The following is a 19,433-nucleotide window of genomic DNA, read 5'->3' on the forward strand; positions in this document are numbered from 1 at the left end:
TGAAGGAGATTTGATTTTGCGAAATCCAGCTCATAAATCATTGAAAAGCCTCATTTTATCAGCGGTCTGCTTTTTAACGGCATTCTCTGCATATTCCGTGCAAAAAAATTTTGACAAATTCGGCGGAGGTTTTGCAGCCACAGGTCAGCTCAGCGGAATCGGTTACACAAGCAAGCTTTATGACGCCACTAACGGACTTCCCACTTCCGACGCAAATTATATCCTCGGCTCCAAAGACGGATATGTCTGGCTGGGCGGCTACAACGGCGTAATCCGCTACGACGGCAGCTATTTTGAAAGGCTTTCCACGTCAGCAGGACTTACAAGCGGCCGCACTTTCTTTGAGGACAGCCAGAACCGCATCTGGGTCGGCACAAATGACAACGGAGTCGTCGTAATGGAAGGTGAAAAGGCCCGGCGCTACACCTACAAGGACGGACTTCCGGCCTCTTCAATCAGAAGTTTTGCGGAAGACAAAGCCGGAACCATTTTCATCGCAACTTCATCCGGGCTGGCTTTCGTAAGGGACACAGGTCTTTTATACCCCCTTTCTGATTCCCGCCTGATAAAAGAAGAAGTCACTAAGCTTGAGGCGGATTCGACAGGCAAAGTCTACGGTCAGACCACAAACGGAATCATCTTCGTCATCATAAACAGAAACATCACAAAAGTTTATACAAGCGAAGAACTTGGAATGCAGAGAATCACCGCCATGCTCGTAGACCCCTTCAATCCGGGAAAGCTCTATCTCTGCGACGAGGGCGGTTCCATTTATTACGGTGATTTCGGTCAGAAAAGCTCCCAGATGCTTAAAATCGACATTCTTCCGGTTAAAAGCGTTCAGTGGATAAGCTATGAATGCGGCCGGGTCTGGATTTGCTCGGCCAGCCAGATCGGCTACATCGACAGCGACAAGAAGCTGATTCTCCTTCAAAATCTTCCATTAACAAGCGCCATTCAAATGCTCACCTCGGACTATCAGGGGAACATCTGGGCCTGCTCATCAACTCAGGGCGTAATCAAGGTCGTCTCAAACAATTTCGTCAACATATCAAGGGAAGCAAAACTCCCCAAAAAAACGATATACGCCAACTGCATTCACGGAGACAGGCTTTACATCGGAACGGAAACCGGCCTCTACATCATCGACAGGGACAAAAAAGAAATCAAAAACAAGCTCACGGAATTCATCGGCGATTCAAGGATAAGGTGTCTGAGCGAGGACAAGGAAAATAACATCTGGATTGGAACTTTCACAAACGAAAAAGGTCTTGTCTGCCAGGAGCCGGACGGAAAAATCATATCATTCACCACAAAAAACGGCATGCCCAGCAACATGATCCGCACCCTCAAAATTTCAAGAGACGGAAGCCTGCTCTGCGGAACCAACAACGGACTTGCCATAATCAAAGACAAAAAAATCATAAAAACATTCGGCACAGAAGAAATCATAAAGAACCCCATTCTGCTCACGGTCGAAGAAGCCTCAGACGGAAAGATTTATGCAGGCAGCAACGGAGACGGAATCTATGTAATCGACGGCTCAAAAATCACGAGATACGGCCGCGATGAAGGTCTTACCAGCGATGTCGTAATGCGCATCAAAGAAGACAGAAAACACGACGTGCTCTGGATTGTAACCTCAAATTCCCTTCAGTACATGCAGCACGGCATGATTAAAAACGTATCTTCCTTTCCATATAACAACAACTACGACCTTTATTTAAATAAGAGCGATGAATTATGGGTTCTTGCCTCAAGCGGAATCTACACTGCCAGCGCCGAAGACCTGCTTTCGGACGAAGTGAACGACTACAGGCTCTACACGGTTGCCAACGGCCTTCCAAGCACGGTCACGGCAAATTCCTTCAGCACTCTGGAGCCAAACGGCAACCTCTACATCTGCTGCCGAGAGGGAGTCACCTGCGTAAACATCAACGATTATTCGGAGCAGACTTCCCAGGCAAAGGCGGCTGTCAATTCAATCTACTGCGGAAACAAAAAAATCATGCCCAACGAAAAGGGTGTCTACATCATTCCGGCCTCAAAAGAGCGAATCAAGCTCACGGCCTCGGTAATGGACTACACAATGTCAAATCCGCCCGTCAGAATCTTTCTGGAGGGTGCCGACGGAGACGGAATCACTGTAAACCGCAACGCCCTTTACCCTCTTGAATACACCGGCCTTTCCTACGGAAGCTACAGATTCCATATTCAGGTTTTGAGCCACAACAAAAAGGAAGTCATGCTCGACAAGGCCATCGAAATCATCAAAACGCCCCAGCTTTATGAAATCTTCTTTGTAAAGGTGTCACTGATTTCAATGCTGGTCCTGATTGCAGGCTTTATCGTCTGGCGCACCATGAAGTCAACAGTCATTACAAAGCAATACAGGCAGATTCAGCAGGCAAAAGAAGAAGCCGAGCTTGCAAATAAAACAAAGTCCCGCTTCCTTTCAAACATGTCTCAGGAAATCATAACGCCTATCAACACTATTATGTGCATGGACGAAATGATACGGCGGGAAAACGCTAAAGACGTTCCGAAAGACTATTTCCTTTCTGTCATGAACTACGGGCAGACCATCCACACGGCAGCAGAGTCACTTTTGAACCTCATCAACGACCTGCTCGAAATGACCAAAATTGAATCGGGCAAGTTCTCGCTTTCAGAAACCGAATATAACGTAAAGGACTTGCTCCGCTCGGTCATAATCTCAAACCGCATAAAGAGCTCGGACAAAGACTTAAGGTTCGACGTCTCCATCGACAAGGTTCTGCCAAGCAGGCTTTACGGCGACGTGGGCAAAATCAAGCACGTCCTTTTGAATCTTCTTTCCAACGCCATAAAATACACGGTGGAAGGCGGAATCAGTCTGCAAATCTCGATGGAAAGCAGGACCAATGACAAGTGTGACCTCTGCATCCGGGTAAGTGACACAGGAAACGGCATGAAACCCGAAGTAATCGAAACGATTTTTGATGCTTACGGGGCTTTTGAAAAAGAAGCAAAGGATTTCCATTTAAAGACCGGCCTGGGCCTCGATATTTCACGGCGCTTTGCGGAACTCATGGGCGGAGTTCTTGTCTGCACAAGCGACATAGGCAAGGGCTCAGAATTCATCTTTACCCTCACCCAGAAAATCATCGACCAGACTCCAATCGGGAACTTTACGGAAACTGATGAGGAAGAAAAAGGCGGCTCTTACACCCCGGAATTCATCGCTCCTGACGCGGACGTTATTGTAGCCAGCGAGAATTTCACCAACCTGAGCTCAATCGAAAATCTTTTGAAAGCAACAAAGGTTTTTGTAACGCGGGCAAACGGCAGACAGGACTTTTTAGACAAAATCCGGGGAAATCAGTTCAACGTGGCCTTCATCGACCATCTGCTTTTTGAAAATGACTCTAAGGTGCTCGAAGAGATAGTTGCCCAGGTCAAACGCTACGAGCCAAATCTTCCGGTTTACGTCATCACAGAAAATGCATCTTCGGGCGAAGATTTTTATAAATCCAAAGGCTTCGGCGGTATGCTGACCCTTCCTGTTGATCCTGTGCTTTTGGAAAAAACGATTATGCGTCATCTTTCCAAAGAAATGATGGAAATTCCAAAAAAAGACAAAGCGGGGGAATAAAATGTTCAATTTTATAAGGCTCCATCAGCTCAATATAATGCTCGTTCTTTGTGCCTTCAGCACTTCAATGACGATTATGCTTTTTATCACGCGCTTTCTTCCCAAAAAACGCAAGTGGATTATAATCGGCATGGAAATCGTCGCTACCCTGCTGCTTTATTTTGACAGGTTCACCTATATTTACGCAGGACTTCCGTCCAATAAGGGCTATATCATGATGCGCCTTTCGAATTTCATCGTATTTTTCATGACCAGCGCAATCGTCTTCTGCTTTAACTTTTACCTGACCGACCTGCTTACAAACGAAGGAAAAATGACTGTCATTCCCCGCCGGCTCAGGGTTACTTTCTTTGCTTCTGCCGTCGGCATGCTCCTGGCAATCATCGCCGCATTCACAGGCCTTTATTATTACTTTGACGCCCACAATTTCTATCACCGAAGTCCGGCATTTTTCATATGCTACATAATTCCGACCATCTGCCCAATCATTCAGTTTTCGGCAATCTTCAAGCACAGGAAGTCTTTCAGTAAATTCATCAACACGGCTATCTTCCTCTACACTTTCTTTCCGGTCATAGTCGGGCTGATTCAGTTCTTTTCCTATGGAATTTCAATCGTCAACATGGCAATCGTTCTGGTTTCAGTTTCACTTTACTTCTTCACCTATCTTGATATAAATGATGAAGTTGTAAGGGCCCACAATGTTGAAATCCAGATTTTTAAGGCCGAACGCAAGAACATGAAGAGGATTTTTTCTGAGACAGCGGCGGCTTTTGCAAAATTACTGGAAAAAAACAACAAGGAATTGCAAGGACATTACGAGCGCACGGCAATAATGGCCAAGGCAATTGCAAAAAAAGCAGGCTGCAGCCAGGAAGACTGTGAAAAAGCCTTCTACGCCGCCTATGTCTGCGATGTCGCCCCGGAAGTCCTCGACTGCATCAAAGACTTTCCTTTTTTAAGCGAGACTGCCATTTACGTCGGCGAACGTTATGACGGCAAGGGTAACAGACATCCCCAGAAAGGCGATGAACTTCCTCTGTATGCAAGGATTGCCACTGTTGCCAGAGATTACGAGACCATGATAAACGACGCGACCCTTTCAAAATTCTTCGTCCGTGAGGAATTTATCCGCGAGGCAGGCTTTAAGTACGACCCTGTTTACGCGAAGGCCGCCTATCAGCTTTTGGACTTGGGAACAAACAACGGTGTCTTTGATAAAATGTCCCAGAAGACAGAAACTGAAATCCTCTGCCACGATTACCGGGAAAACATCACCACAGGAATTTCTGTCGGGGAGAAGGTCACGGAGATTACTTTTGACTGCGAAAGCATCGAAAAAGAAAAGATTTTTTCGGCACCATCAATCATTCTTTTTGATTCTTCGGACGGACAGGTTTACGAAACTCCCAAAGCAATTGACGCCCACAAATATCTTGAATATGGGGAACTCTGGTTTGACTCCCATATAATTTCAACGAGCGCAAAAAACATGGAAATCCGCAATGTCAGCGAGGAAGCAGGGGGCGAATCATCTTCATATAAAGTGACTGCCAGCCGTTTTGAAGACCATCTTTTGATAAAAATGCAGAGTTCCAAAAAGACTTTTGAAGTCATCGTTGCCCTGCCAAGCGAGTCAAAAGCGGCCTACATCGGAATTACAGGCGAAAACGTCCACATCAGCAATATAAAAACTCTAAAAAAAGAGCAGAAACTTGATAAGAATGCAATTCCACGCCTCACAGAAAAAGTTAACTACATCAACAGGATTGAATCTGACATTCCAAACGTTCAGATTGTAAAGCCTCTGTCAAAATTCACCAGAGCCATAGAAATCAAGGAAAGGTTAAAGCTTTATTTCCACGCCCAGAGTCTGCCGGATGCAAACCTTGTCTGGCACTGCCCTTACGTCCTTCTTTACTACTCTGACGATCAGAAAGTCTACGGAAAGAATTACCGTGAATTTGCACTGATAAAGCTGGATGGAGAAGAAAACGGTTCATCGGATGCAGCCACAAACACCTTCATCATGAGGAGAACCGAAAATTTTAAGAGCTGGGACACCTGGGAAGAGCAGAACAAGGCAGGCTATGAATGTCACATCGAGTTCTTTAAAGACGGAAACGAAGTGACCCTGCAAACCCAGAACAAGGGCATTTACATCCAGAACACCACAAGAATCAACGACGGAAGCAAGGAAGTTTACGTTGCCCTCACAGGAGACCAGGTGGCGCTCACGGATATCAGGGTCCGCTGATTTTTGACTAAAGCCCTTAATTCAGGCAGAGCTGCTCGCCGTCAAGAACTTCGCCAAGCTCAGAGGGATTGTTGCAGCGGATGAGCCTGTACTGGTAGCCCTGCTCTGCAAGGAATTTCTGGCGGTTCGAGCCGAATTCTTCCTCGACGGTGTTTCGAGTAATCAAAGTAAAGAATCTTGACTTGCGCTCTTTCGGGCGGAGAATACGACCCAGTCGCTGGGCTTCTTCCTGACGGCTTCCGAAAGTGCCGCTCACCTGAATGGCCATGCTGGCATCCGGCAAATCAATTGCGAAGTTTGCAACCTTACTGACAACCAGCACGCGGATTGCCCCGCTCCTGAAATCAGCATAGATTTTATCGCGCTCTTCGTTGGGCGTTTTTCCCGTGATAATCGGGCAGCCCAGCATTTTTGAAAGTTCATCCAGCTGGCTCAAATACTGGCCGATGACCAGAATCTTGTCGTCCGGTGATTTTTCGACCAGAGTCTTTACGAACTCAGGCTTTTTGGGATTTTCGCTGGCAATCCTGTGCTTTTTACGCAAATCAGCAACGGCGTATTCAATTTCCTTTTCTTCGCCCAGATCAATCCGCACCTCAATGCACTCGGCCGTGGCGATAAAGCCCGTGCTTTCCAAATCCTTCCATGGAACATCGTAGCGTTTTGGGCCGACCAGAGAGAAAACATGACCTTCGCAGCCGTCTTCGCGGACCAGAGTAGCCGTCAAACCAACCCGGCGCACGGCCTGAATTTCTGCCGCAACACGGAAAACAGGAGCAGGAAGCGTGTGGACTTCATCGTAAACAATAAGGCCCCAGTTTCGCTTTCGGAAAAGTGAGAAATGAGGATAAGGTCCGTCCTTTTCCGGCCGCCATGTGAGAATCTGATAGGTCGCCACGGTGACAGGCTTAATGGTCTTGTTTTCGCCGGTGTACTCGGCAATGTCATCACGGGTCAGGTTGGTCTTGTCGATAAGTTCGTCAATCCACTGATGAACCGCAGAAATATTCGTGGTAATGATAAGCGTGCTGGTTTTAAGCAGGTCCATTACGGTCATGCCGACGATTGTTTTGCCCGCACCGCATGGAAGAACGATTGTGCCAAAGCCGGTTCCAGGCCCCTTGTCGCCCACGATTGCCTGAGCCGCTTCCTTCTGATACTGGCGGAGGACAAAATCCCGGCCGCCCAGAGTTTTTTGGCGCAAATTGATTTCAAGAGGCTCGCCGTCAATCAAAGGAACATCGTCCTTTACAGGCCAGCCCATGCGCAGAAGTTCCTGCTTGATGGTGCCCCGGTCTGTGAGGTTGAGGCGGAAGCAGTGGGATTTTTCTTCCTCAGAGACGAGGGTTTTCTTCATAAGCTCGTCCTGGGGTTCTTCGTATTCGCACAGGGTAAGGTATTTTTTTCCGACCAGGCTGGCTCCGATTTCCTTAAAGACAGGAATCGATTCCGTAACCAGGTAGAGGTATTCTTCCTTGATTTTTTCAGCCGGCTTTTTTGGGTCAGGGATTTCAATCCAGGGAGCAGGAACAAGGCGCAATTTTCCAAAACGACCGGCAGTTTCCTTAATCCACATTTCGATATTCTGGGGAACATCGTAGCGGGCAAATTCATGCAGGACCTTTACGGCATCATCAGGAGAAAACCCCGCCGCATTTGCGTTCCACAAAGAAAGAGGCGTGAGCCGGTATGTGTGAAGATGCTCAGGCGAACGCTCAAGTTCAGCAAAGGGAATGAGCGCGTTACGGCATTCAGTTGCACGGGGGGCATGAACATCGAGAAGTAAAGTTCTGTCGCTTTGAACGATAAGAGGGTTAGAGTAATCCAATTTTCAATTTCCGTTAAAAAAGAGTTAAATTCGTTAAAATCCCAGGATTCCAAATCCGCTTGGATTTTTGGCACCGGCTTTTACCCATGAAACTTTTTGCTTGGGCGAAAGCGGCTTTTTGAGGGCGTCGATTGAATCCATGTACTCGCAAAGCCAGACTGAAAGGGATGAATCACGCTTGGAAAGGTCGTTCTGAGAATCGCATGAAACCAGAATCGGCGTGATGTTTGCCCCGGCCGCAAGACGAGCCGCAAGATTTTCCGCATAGGCCTGGAAAGCTCCTGCAGCGGCGGCAATCAGTGGATTTGAAAGCTCAATGCCTGAAGCTCGGACGGTTGATGAATTGATTCCGTCGGCAAGGGAATAATTTGATTTATAAAGGAAGACAAGTTTTCGCATGCGGTTTGGCTGCCTGTTAAAGCGGGCAATCAATTCCTGAGCAAGATACTGATAGCTTGCCACAAGTTCTTCGAGGATTTGCGCGTTGTTATCAACGTCACGGTATTTTGTAGCCAGATAGAATTCGTCAAAGACAAGCACGGCCTCATCAATACCGCCCTCGTTCTCACACTTCAAGGCAAGAGAACGGCATGAAAGGGCAGAAGCGCGGTTCCAGTTGACCAGAAGAATTCCGCCAGCTTTCTGGACTTCTCCATTATTCTCGCCCTCACCTTCCTTTTCGGCAGGAAGAGCGATGCTTGTAGCAATAACCTTGCGCCCCTGAAAAGAAGCTCCCGAAGCCATATCATTTCCGGCAGGAAATTCCTTGCCTGCGAACAAAATCATCTTTCCCATAACGAACTATTATAGCAGATTTATTAGCAATTTGATATACTAAAATTATGAAAGTTTGGATTAAATATTTGATTGGCTTAGTTCTTGGTCTTTTGGCGGCTGTAATTCTCCCGCTCAACATTCCTTCTGTTGATTCAGCAGTTTCCACTTTATCCGAAATTGCAATCCGATTCGGCAGATATGCAGTCATTCCCCTGCTTTTTTTTGGCACGGCCATGTCAATGTTCAATCTCCGAAGCAAAAAGCACATTTTGAAGACCAGTCTCTGGACTGCGGGCACAATCGTAGGCTCAACTTTGATTCTCGTAGCCCTCGGTCTGCTTTCAATTCTTCTTGTTTCACTTCCCCGCATTCCAATCAGCGTCGAAAAAATCTCTGAAGTTCCGCAAATCGACATCAAGCAGATGATTCTCAACGTATTCCCCTTCTCAGGCTTTGATTCCCTCAAGGACGGAGTTTACCTGCTCCCGGCTTTTGTACTTGCGGCTTTTGCTGGCGGTGCCTGTGCTTCTGATCCAAACGACTCCAAACCAATCCTCAGCGTTTTCGACTCGGCAATGAAGCTCTGTCAGACCATGTCAGCCTTCTTCGTGGAGTGGCTTTCGGTCGGCATGATTGCAATTTCCTGCTACTGGATGCTTCAGGCTCGCACGATTTTCGACTCACAGACCTTTCTTCCGATTTTCCTCATGCTTCTGGTTGATTTTGTGATTGTAGCAGGTCTCATCTATCCTCTGATTCTGCGTCTTCTCTGCAAGGATTTGCGCCCTTACCACGTTCTTTATGCAAGCCTCTGTTCAATCATCACTGGCTTTTTCACAGGCGACTCAAACATCAGCCTTCTCACAAACACCCGCCACTGCAAAGAAAGCCTTGGAATCCACGACGAGACAAACAATTTTACCCTTCCATTGTTCTCGATTTTTGCCCGCGGCGGCACTGCTTTAGTCACGACAATCTGTTTCGTTACGATTCTCCGCTCTTACTCAAGTCTGGGCTTCACTTTCTTCGATGTAATCTGGATTTTTGCCGTTTCATTCATCACTTCATTCGCGCTCGGAAGTTTCCCGGTTGGCGGCACTTTTGTTTCACTCACAGTAATCTGCGCAATGTACGGACGAGGTTTTGAGGCAGGATACCTTCTCTTAAGACCGGCAATGCCGATTTTGTGCAGTTTCGCCTGTGCATTCGACGTTCTGTCTTCAATCACAGGAAACTACATTGTAGCCGTTAAAACCAAGAAAATCGACAAGATTGAGTTGAAGCATTATATTTAAAATAAAAGGGAGAAGCCTCTCCCTTCGGGCGCATTTCATTGCGCCCTACCCTTTCTGCGGGCTCAAACGCCGCCCGCAACGCCCGCTTATTTTGATTTCTTATAGATGTCTTTGTTGACGTCGAGTCGGAGATGGTGCTCGCGGAAGTCGATGTTGTTGCATGGACGACCGAAGTAGAAGCCCTGGAATTTGTCTGGGGAATATTCTATGAGCTTTTCGATGTCGCTCTTTTCTTCGATACCTTCCATACAAACCTGCATTCCGAGTTCGTGAGCCATCTGAGTGATGTGCTTGATGATTTTGCGGTCACCTTCGTTGCCGGCTGTGGCCTTCTGAACGAATGTATAATCAAGTTTGAGAGTTGTTGCCTTGAGGTACTGCAAATAGCGGAGGTTTGAATAGCCTGTACCGAAATCATCGATGTCAACGTTGACGCCCATGTTTGCAAAGGCTTCGGTGAGCTGCTGAAGCTCGTCGCCATTGTCGATGTAACCGCTTTCTGTAAGCTCAAGAGTGACGTTCTTTGGATTGACTTCGGAAACCAGCATAGCTGTCTCAACGTCACGAAGAATGTCGCTCTTTTTGACCTGAATATATGAAAGGTTTACGCTTACATGGAAATCTTTTTGCAGGCGGTTCCATTCGGCACACTGCATAAAAGCCGTTCTCAAAATCCAGCGGCCGACAGATACAATCATGCCGGTGCGTTCCAAAATCGGAATGAATTCGTCCGGAGAAAGGATGCCGTAACCAGGACATGTCCAGCGGATAAGGGCCTCACAGCCGATAACGTTGAGGACTGTTTTGTCTGCATCGAGATAGAGATTTTTGGCATCAACAACAGGCTGATAGTAAAGCTCAAAGCCTGAGAAGTTATTGCGGATTGAATCGCGGATTTTTTCCTGGAAATCAAGTGTCTTAAGGTGCTGTGTGTAGTCAACGGCATTGAAAGTAGCGAGATTGTTGCGGCCGTTTCGTTTTGACGAATTAAGTGAATAATTTACCTTGCGGATAAGACCGTCCAGCTGGGAAGTGTCGTTCATAAAAGCGACCATTCCGCCCGAAACCGTAAAGATTATGTCGTAGCCAAGACCGTGCTCAGCCTCGGAAATCTCACGGCGCAAATTCTCATACATTTTTTGACCGACAAGAGCTGATTTGCCAGTCAAATTCATGATGACAAATTCATCGCTTGAAAGCTTGTATGATTTTGCGATACCAGAACAGACTTTGCGGCAGCAATCGCCAACCTTAGAGACAATAACGTCGCCGGTCATAACACCGTACTGCTCGTTGATTGCTCCAAGATTATCAATGTCGATTTTGAGAATGAAGCCCGAAACAGCCTGCTTTTTAGTCCAGACCGAACTGTAATCAATTCGAAGCTGAGACTCTGTGGCAAGACCGGTAAGCAAATCGGTTCTGTCTTCTTCCGTCACTATTGAAACCTCTCCGATCAGAATCCTATGCTCCTCGTCATCGTTTGGAATGATACGGCCCCTGCAGCGAATCCAGACAGGCTTGCCGTTCCTGTTAATCCAGCGGTAATCAAGGTTATGTTCTGTTCTTTTTCCTGTTTTGAGCAAGTCCAAATCCGCACGCAAAGCCGCCTGATCTTCAGGGTAAACGATTTTCATTATTTCGTGCGTGGCATTTTCCATCTTTTCTTCTGGAAAATTAAAAATATTTCTTGCAAATGGAGAGATGAAATATGTGTCTTTAGTAAGGTCGAAAACAAATAAAAATGAATCCGTACATTGATTGAGAATTGTGACTATTCCTTCCAGTTGTCTCGATTCGAGATTTTCCAATCCGTAACTCATTGCAATCCTTAGAAAGTAGAAAAACCTTCATGCATAATCTAGATTAAGTTCAGCGCAAAAAGTTGAACCGTCTCTTATTCCCCGAAAAAAAATACATAAAAGCCTTCGCTAATAGTATAACACGGATTTAAGAGTTTTCACATTTTTCAATCAAAAAAAATTATATTTTAAAATTATAAAAGCAATCTTTAAATATTTTGGAGATTTTTGAGATACTCCTATTCATACAGTTTTTTAATTTTCCACTCATCATAAAGAATGCTCCTTGTATAAGGAAAACGTCGTGAGAATTTGACTTCACGGTTATTTGTGATGAAAATGGCCGAAATTTTGAGGTTAAAGACAGAAGAAAGCTTGGGGATAAGTTCAAGGGACTTGCGTTCGCCAAGGACAAAGAATGCCGTAGAAAGACCGTCGGAAAGCATGGAATTTTTGCAGATGATTGTTACTGAGGAAAGCTCGTTTTCAACCGGGCAGCCCGTGAATGGAGAGAAAATGTGGTGATATCGCTTTTCGCCAGCTTCAAAATAACGCTCGTAGATTCCACTTGTGACGACTGAGTTTTGAGGGACTGTGACACGAATGAGGGGGGCAGAATCAGGATATTCAGGATTTTTGATGCCTACGTTCCAGTCCTTGGAATTTGACTTTTTACCGTAGACGTAAATATTTCCGCCCAAATCAATAATTGCCCGGCGGACTTCGTTTTCCTCACAGATTTTGATGACTTCATCGGCGGCGAAACCTTTTGCGATTCCGCCAAAATCAAGGCCCATTCCTTCCTTTAAGAAATGAACTGAACGGTTTTCGCGGTTAATCACGATATTTCTGTAATCAATAAGGGGAAGAACCTCATCAAGCTCTTCCTTGGAAGCCACATGGGGAGCAGCTGAATTTATGTTCCATAATTTGACAAGCGGCTCAACGGAAACATCAAAGGCACCGTCGGTAATTTTAGAAAGAAGCAGGGCAAATTCCATGACCGAAAAGACATCTTCACCGACAGTGACAGGCTCTACATAAGCGCGGGAATTTATACGGTATAAATCTGAATGTTTTTTGTCGAGGGCAAATTCGTCGTCGATTTCACGGAGGCGGGCGAAAACTTTATTATAAAGCTCATCACTTCCATCATCAAATAAATTTATAGAACAAATAGTTCCTAGAAGCTGTTCGTACCTAGGTTTTTCATGAGAACAAGAAACGATTAAAAATGATATTAAAAAGCAGGAAAGACCTCTTAAGAATATTTTCACTTTCTATTAATAATACTATTCTGAAAAAATAAAAACAAGTAGAAAATAAAAATATATGACATAAACATGAAATATGTGCTATTCTTAAACCATTATGGAATCAAAGGAATTGTTGAAATTACAGAACGGCAGCGACATCCGTGGCGTTGCTTGTGAAGGAATTGCAGGCGAGAGCGTAAACCTCACTCCCCTCGCTTCAAATATAATCGCCCAGAGCTTTGCGGCCTGGCTTTCAAAAAAATGCGGCAAGCCGGTTCAGTCATTGACCGTGGGAATCGGCCGTGACTCTCGAATCACAGGCGAGGCTTTGTCAAATGCGGCAATTGCAGGACTTTCTTCCTGCGGCGTAAAGGTCGTTGACTGTGGCATGGCGACAACTCCGGCCATGTTCATGAGCATCGTCTTCCCGGAAACAAAATTTGACGGCTCAATCATGATTACAGCGAGCCACCTTCCCTTCAACCGAAACGGACTCAAATTCTTCGACAAGGACGGCGGTCTGGAGCATGAGGACATCACGGCAATTCTTGAAGGTGCTGTCGGTCTTTCAGAAAAATCAGGAAAGGTCAGCGCTCAGAAATTTGACCTCATTTCACTTTATGCAAATCATCTTGTAAAAACAATCAAAGAGGGCGTAAATTCAGGCGACAAGCCCCTCGAAGGACTCAAAATCGTCGTTGATGCAGGAAACGGTGCGGGCGGCTTCTTCGTTTCAAAGATTCTTGACCAGCTCGGAGCAGAAACAAAAGGAAGCCAGTTCCTCGAGCCGGACGGCACCTTCCCAAATCACATCCCAAACCCGGAAAACGCAAAGGCAATGGAAGCAATCCAGTCGGCAGTCCTCAAAAACAAGGCTGATTTGGGCCTGATTTTCGACACGGACGTTGACCGAATGTCAGCAGTCTTGCCGGACGGAACAGAAGTCAACCGTGACGCAATCATCGCGCTCGTTGCCGCAATCCTGGCCCCGGAATATCCGAATTCTACCATTATAACTGACTCTGTCACATCAGACAGGCTTACACGCTTCCTCGAAAAAGACCTGGGACTCAAGCACCACTGTTTCAAGCGCGGCTACAAAAACGTAATCAACGAATGCAAACGCCTTAATAAGGAAGGAATTGTTTCTCCGCTCGCAATGGAAACAAGCGGTCACGGCGCACTCAAAGACAATTTCTACCTCGATGACGGAGCCTTCCTCGCAGTCAAAATCGTAATCGCGCTCGCAAACGCAAAAGCCCAGGGCAAAACTCTGGCAAGCCTGATTGAAAAGCTGGATCCTCTCGTCGAAGCTCAGGAACTCCGCTACAAAATCAACTGCGAAGATTTCGGCTCTTACGGCGACAAAGTTCTTGAGGAATTCAAGGCAAGGGCAGAAAAAGCCGGCATGATTATGCCAAAGTCTTACGAAGGAGTTCGAATCAGCTTCCAGAGCGAAGACAAAAAAGGCTGGCTCCTGCTCAGAAAATCCCTGCACGACCCGGTAATGCCACTCAATGTCGAAGGCGAACGAGTCGGCGACGCAAAAAAAATCCTGCAAGTTGCACAAGAGCTTCTCGCAGGATTTGATAAGCTATCGAAATAGAAACTAAAAAAGGGGAAAGCCACCTTTCACAAAAGGTTTCTTCCCCCTTTCAATCCCTCATCATCCAAAGGTGAGGGAAAAATTATCCAGAATTAGTTATTAAGATCAACCCTTACATAATAAATTGAAGGAGCATATCCTGCGCCTACTCTTCCAACAGTGTAAGTTCCAGGTGTCAATGTCCAAATATATGCTGCATCAGAAGTTGGTGCTGTTGTTGAATTAGAACTATCAGCAGTAGCAACTCCGCCATCGCTTGATGTAATGCCACATGTATCGTTAGTTTTATTTGAGTCGGAACAATAACCTGTCAAAACTTTTACAGTCGCTGCTTTTGTAACAGAGAAAGTAATTTTTCCAGAAGAATTCATTTTGAGTCCGGTAGAAATTGAAGCAACAGAACCATCAATCAAAGTAACTGATTTTACGCTACCAAGTGTAACTCCGCCAGCAGTTCCTGTATCAAATACAGAATTGTTTGTTCCCGCAGCACCGCCAAGACCAGTTCCGCTTCCACTCTTTGTTGATGAAGAAGAGTCTTTAGAATCATACCACTCAGCACTTGTCCAAGTAGCAGCTTCAGAAGAGCAAACTATTGATTTTGACACACCACTTCCATCTCGGGCTGTTGCAGTAAATGTCACATCGCCAGCCTTGAGGAATTTTACTTCTCCTGAGAATTCATCGATTGTACCGACAGTCGTATCAGAAGATGTCCATTTTACAGCAAGATTTGAAGCCGTATCAGGAGTTACAGTTGCTTTCATAGAGTTTGCAACACCAACTGTAAACGTGCTTGAAGCAGCAGCAACTGAGATTTCTGTCACTGGCACGAATGAAAGAGTATCATCATACTCAACACTAATAGAATTGATGTAAGATGTTGTAGCAGCTGTAATCACAACAGAAGTTGCAGCAGCGTCATAAACAACATAACCACATTCCAAATATTTAGATGTTGAGCCAGAATTGATGTTATAGACACCTTCTCCCTGAGAACCAGCCTTGATTGTTCCCCAGCCAGAGTAATCACCTTTTACTGTTACTACACATTTTCCTGCAACTGGAATTGTGATTGTTTTCCCACTTCCACCAGTTGCATTTTCAGAACCTGAATGTTTAGAGAATCCATCGATAGTTACTGTTGAATCAACATACGCACCAGCATCAGCTGTAGAGAAATCATAAACAGTCTTTACAACCTCTTTTTCTCCATCCAACAAAGATTTTGAAGTATCAGTTTTTACATCCCAGCCGTTGTCAGAAATTACTTTTTTAACATCCCAGTAGCCGTCTGTATCTTTCTGGAATTTTGATGAAGCAACAACGAACAATCGGTTCAAGATATTCTCTCGGCCAGCATATTCTTTAGCTACGAAAGAAGAATTAAGGACAACTCCATATTTTCCAGCAGGGAAGTAGTCATCTGTTTTGAAACCGATGTATTTCTGGTCAGACGTACCGTTTGCCTGGCTTGCCCAAACATCAGCATTCAAAGTTACGCCTTCAGGAAGATTAAGTGTTGAACCGATAAAAGCAACCTGCTCATAATAGTCTTTTAAATTAGAAGAAGCCCACGGATTTCGACCAAGATAAAGCTCTTTAAGTCCGCTTTCCGCTTCCAAAGTACTGTTGTAAATAACCAAACCTTTTCCAACTTTTGAAGTCAGTCCAAGACGAGGTGCTGTGAAATATGCTTTATCAGTTCTTGTTCCGATTGCACGGAGAACACACTCTTCATAGAGGGCTACAACACCGTTTGTATATTCCATCCATGTAAAATCAACGTCACCTTCGATATAGCATTTGTAGAACCAAGCCTTAGCTACTGTGCGGAGTGTGTCCTGACCGCTCAAGAATGAACAGTTGTATGCAGCAAGATTTCCTGTTCCGTCAGTTCCGATAACCTCAGCCTGTGCTGTTCCCTTTGTTTCTTGACGAGAGCTTTTGATTGTGAGGTTCTCAAGAACGATGTTTCCTTTTCCTGCGATTGCGAGCGTTGAGCGACCTTTTTCACTTGAAGTGTCGCTTCCCTGTCCAAGAATAACGACATCAAGGCCATATTCTGCAGTTGTTTGACCAGAAATCTTGAGGTTATTGTTTCCAGAATATGAAAGTCCATCCTCTTTGTATGTACCCTTTTCAAGAGTGATTACACAGTCACCACTAGCACTTGCTGCGGCAGAAAGAGCAGCAGCGATTGTAGGATAAGTTGTGCCTGTTCCGCTTCCAACTGTGAGCGTAATTGTACCTTGTGTTGACGGAGCAGTAACAGCTTTTCGTCCTTTATCAGAACCGTCAGCGAGCACACCAAAACTCTTTTTTGCTGGTGTAGAGTCATCATCATCGTTGTCTGCACATGAAACGGCTCCAAAAAGTAATGCGGCTGCACACAAACCTGATTCAATAGCGTTCAGAAGAAACTTGTTTTTCTTCATACATACCTCCAAATTTTTCATGATGTTTTTGTCCTAAATTAGTTCGTTATTATCCAAATACTATAATTTTTTGGATTTTAACGCTAATTTCTTACATTACTTTATTTCCTAACCATCAATTTGTGTATACAAAATATAAATTTTTTAGTAGTGAATTTTGAAGTTTTTTCCATAAGACTCGCTTAAGACTGTATTTTTTGTCTTTTTTTTATAATTTATTGCCAAAAAAGATACAAAATATTGCAAACCAGATTTATAATAAAGAAATGAATCCAGAAATCACCAGACGAAGACAATTTCTCTCAAAAAGAAGGCATGGCAGCGGAGGATTAAACAGGCTCACAATAGGATTTACGTGCATCGCCGATTTCAGGAGCTTTATCGGGCAAGAATACATTTCTGGAATCGTAAAAGCCTGCGAGGACTATGACATCAATTTCATCAACATGAGTCAGGCTGTAAAATATTCGATTTTTGATGATGCAGATTTTTTATCGCGATATTCCCAAAAATTCAAATTTATGAAGGCTCCGTTTCTGGACGGTCTGATTACATGGGCTTCGTCGCTGGCAAACTATCTCACGGATGAACAGATTATCCAAAAATTTTCAGCACTATCACCGCTCCCCATGGTCGATATCGGCTATCTTTCAATTCCGGGAGTCACTGCGCTCCGAATCGACAACACATGTTCCATGGATCTGATTGTCGAGCATCTTGTAAAAATCCATTCTTTCAAGAGAATCGCATTTCTCGGCACAGAAGGTTCTCGCCCCCATCAAGACCGGCTCATTTCATTCAAAAAAGCTCTGCCAAAATTCGGACAGAATCAAAATAACGTTCCGGTCTTTATGGCAAAAGAACTTACAGAAGCAGAAATAATGCACGCTTCCGAAGAACTTTTCGCCCAGTGCATAAAAGACAAGTCGCCATCAGAGAGAATCGAAGCAATCGTCACAACAAGCGACATCATCGCCGCCTCTCTGATTCAATTTCTGCAGAAAAGGGGCATAAACGTCCCGGAGGATATTGCTGTCACTGGCTTCAACAATCAGTATCAGGGAATCACAAGCAGCCCGCCAGTCACCACAATCAACCTCGAATATTTCAAACGCGGCTACATGGCCGTCGAACTTCTGATAAACAGAATCATGGACGGAAGTTCCTCTGAACAGCTGATAAAAATTCCAACATCGCTGATTGTTCGCGAAAGCTGCGGCTGTTTTGAAAAAGAAATTCTTGACGCGGCGAATACAGACTTCCCGATTCTGCCAGAAGATTCCACCGAACAGGAAGCAAAACAATTTCTGTTCGAGAAGGTCAATCAGATTTTTGAAAAAGAAAGCCACGAAAGCAAAGAAAGCCTGGTCGAAGCAATTTTCAAAGATTTATACGAGAGTTTTAGTCCGCCCAAAACTTTGTGCTGGTACCGGAAATTTCTGAACAAACTTCGCGGAGCATATTTTACAGCAAGTTTCTGTCAGGATAAAATCACAGCCCTTCATTCATGTCTCATAGCCCTCGCAGGCTCAAACGAAATCCAGCGACAGAGAATGGAAAGCATCACAAATCAGCTCAGAGTTCTCTCGGCGGTCACATCGGATTACGAAATCAAGGCAAGGAACGAAAGCCCCTACACCTTCAACAATATTACTACGGCCGCAATTCACTTTGCATCAGTCTCGACCGGAACCCAGATGAAGAGCGCGCTTAAAACTCATCTTTCTGAACTTGGAATTCCCGGAATCATCCTTTCTTTGAGCGACAACATGACAACAGATTTGGAAACAAGCAACGTAGAACTGATTATACCGGAACCAAGTGAAATCGATCAGGTTAAGCTCCCATACCGGATAAATGACGTTGCCAATTTCCCGAAATCATTTTTCCCCAAAAAAGAACGCTATTCCGTAGTGCTTGAGATTTTGTATTACAACGAACGTTATTTTGGATTCGCGTTCATGCACATGCGCAATAAAAACATGGCTCTCTACGATTCAATCCGCTCCCTTTTGTGTCACTCGCTTTACGAAATCTATCTCAAAGAAGGCCGCACAAAAGCACATTCCATGCAGCTGAACACAAAAAATATCGAAGGAATTCTCTCGCTGCAAGGAAATGAAACCAATCTTTTGGGAACAAACAAACTCGGCGTTCAAAAAATCTCATCGTATCTTCTGGAGCATATCGGCGAAAAAACAAATCTTGAAAAGATGGCCAGCGAACTCGGAATGAACAAAACAAAATTGATAAGGCAGACAAAAGCGGCCACAGGATACACGGTGCAAAAACTGCACGAAAAATTAAAAATCGAACTGGCAAAAGACTTGATTCTGGAAGGAAAGCTCACTCTCTCAGAAATTGCAGAGCGTCTTGGCTTCCAGAACAGCAATTATTTCTCAAATGTTTTCAAAAAGAACACAGGAGAAAGCCCCAGAGCATGGGGTAAGGATAAATCAGGAATGAGGAATTAGGGGAGAGGTCTCTCCCCTGCGTCACACTTCGTTGTGCCGCCCCCCCACTCTACGGGGGTGAAGCCC

Annotated in this window: 10 protein-coding genes; 5 read left to right on the forward strand and 5 right to left on the reverse strand. The window is 45.0% G+C overall.

The window, feature by feature from the left end:
* The first annotated feature begins 16 nt into the window (after positions 1-16).
* The gene (locus HNP76_RS00090; protein WP_184656285.1) at positions 17-3,634 is read left to right on the forward strand and encodes a two-component regulator propeller domain-containing protein; all 3,618 of its coding nucleotides are present in this window, start codon (positions 17-19) and stop codon (positions 3,632-3,634) included.
* Between the two features lies 1 nt (position 3,635).
* A complete protein-coding gene (locus tag HNP76_RS00095) occupies positions 3,636-5,891 on the forward strand; it encodes an HD-GYP domain-containing protein (RefSeq protein WP_184656286.1) in 2,256 nt (751 codons plus the stop codon).
* 16 nt (positions 5,892-5,907) lie between these two features.
* On the opposite strand, the gene HNP76_RS00100 is transcribed toward HNP76_RS00095, so the two are convergent.
* Together HNP76_RS00100 and HNP76_RS00105 are read right to left on the reverse strand one after the other, a co-directional pair.
* A complete protein-coding gene (locus HNP76_RS00100; RefSeq protein ID WP_184656287.1) occupies positions 5,908-7,719 on the reverse strand; it encodes a DNA repair helicase XPB in 1,812 nt (603 codons plus the stop codon).
* 33 nt (positions 7,720-7,752) lie between these two features.
* Positions 7,753-8,514, reverse strand: a complete 762-nt coding sequence (locus HNP76_RS00105) for a hypothetical protein (protein WP_184656288.1) — start codon at positions 8,512-8,514, stop codon at positions 7,753-7,755.
* 47 nt (positions 8,515-8,561) lie between these two features.
* Between HNP76_RS00105 and HNP76_RS00110 the strand changes: the two genes are divergently transcribed.
* Positions 8,562-9,791 carry a dicarboxylate/amino acid:cation symporter gene (locus HNP76_RS00110; protein ID WP_184656289.1) on the forward strand — a complete coding sequence of 410 codons (1,230 nt, stop codon included), beginning with the start codon at positions 8,562-8,564 and terminating at the stop codon, positions 9,789-9,791.
* An 86-nt stretch (positions 9,792-9,877) separates the two neighbouring features.
* Here the strand turns inward: HNP76_RS00110 and HNP76_RS00115 are convergent, their stop codons facing one another.
* Positions 9,878-11,614, reverse strand: a complete 1,737-nt coding sequence (locus HNP76_RS00115; protein ID WP_184656290.1) for a GGDEF and EAL domain-containing protein — start codon at positions 11,612-11,614, stop codon at positions 9,878-9,880.
* 218 nt (positions 11,615-11,832) lie between these two features.
* A complete protein-coding gene (locus HNP76_RS00120; protein ID WP_184656291.1) occupies positions 11,833-12,870 on the reverse strand; it encodes an FAD:protein FMN transferase in 1,038 nt (345 codons plus the stop codon).
* Positions 12,871-12,964: 94 nt separating this feature from the next.
* Here HNP76_RS00120 and HNP76_RS00125 point away from each other — a divergent pair, with 94 nt between their 5' ends.
* Entirely contained in the window at positions 12,965-14,455 is a 1,491-nt protein-coding gene (locus HNP76_RS00125; RefSeq protein ID WP_184656292.1) for a phosphohexomutase domain-containing protein, read from the forward strand.
* Positions 14,456-14,547: 92 nt separating this feature from the next.
* Here the strand turns inward: HNP76_RS00125 and HNP76_RS00130 are convergent, their stop codons facing one another.
* Complete coding sequence (locus tag HNP76_RS00130) at positions 14,548-16,893, reverse strand: Ig-like domain-containing protein (RefSeq protein ID WP_184656293.1); 2,346 nt, start codon at positions 16,891-16,893, stop codon at positions 14,548-14,550.
* Between the two features lie 266 nt (positions 16,894-17,159).
* Between HNP76_RS00130 and HNP76_RS00135 the strand changes: the two genes are divergently transcribed.
* Positions 17,160-19,367, forward strand: coding sequence for a substrate-binding domain-containing protein (locus tag HNP76_RS00135; RefSeq protein WP_184656294.1), 2,208 nt, complete (start codon positions 17,160-17,162; stop codon positions 19,365-19,367).
* The last annotated feature ends 66 nt before the right edge of the window (positions 19,368-19,433 follow it).

The sequence above is a fragment of the Treponema ruminis genome (assembly GCF_014201975.1).
GTDB lineage: Bacteria > Spirochaetota > Spirochaetia > Treponematales > Treponemataceae > Treponema_D > Treponema_D ruminis.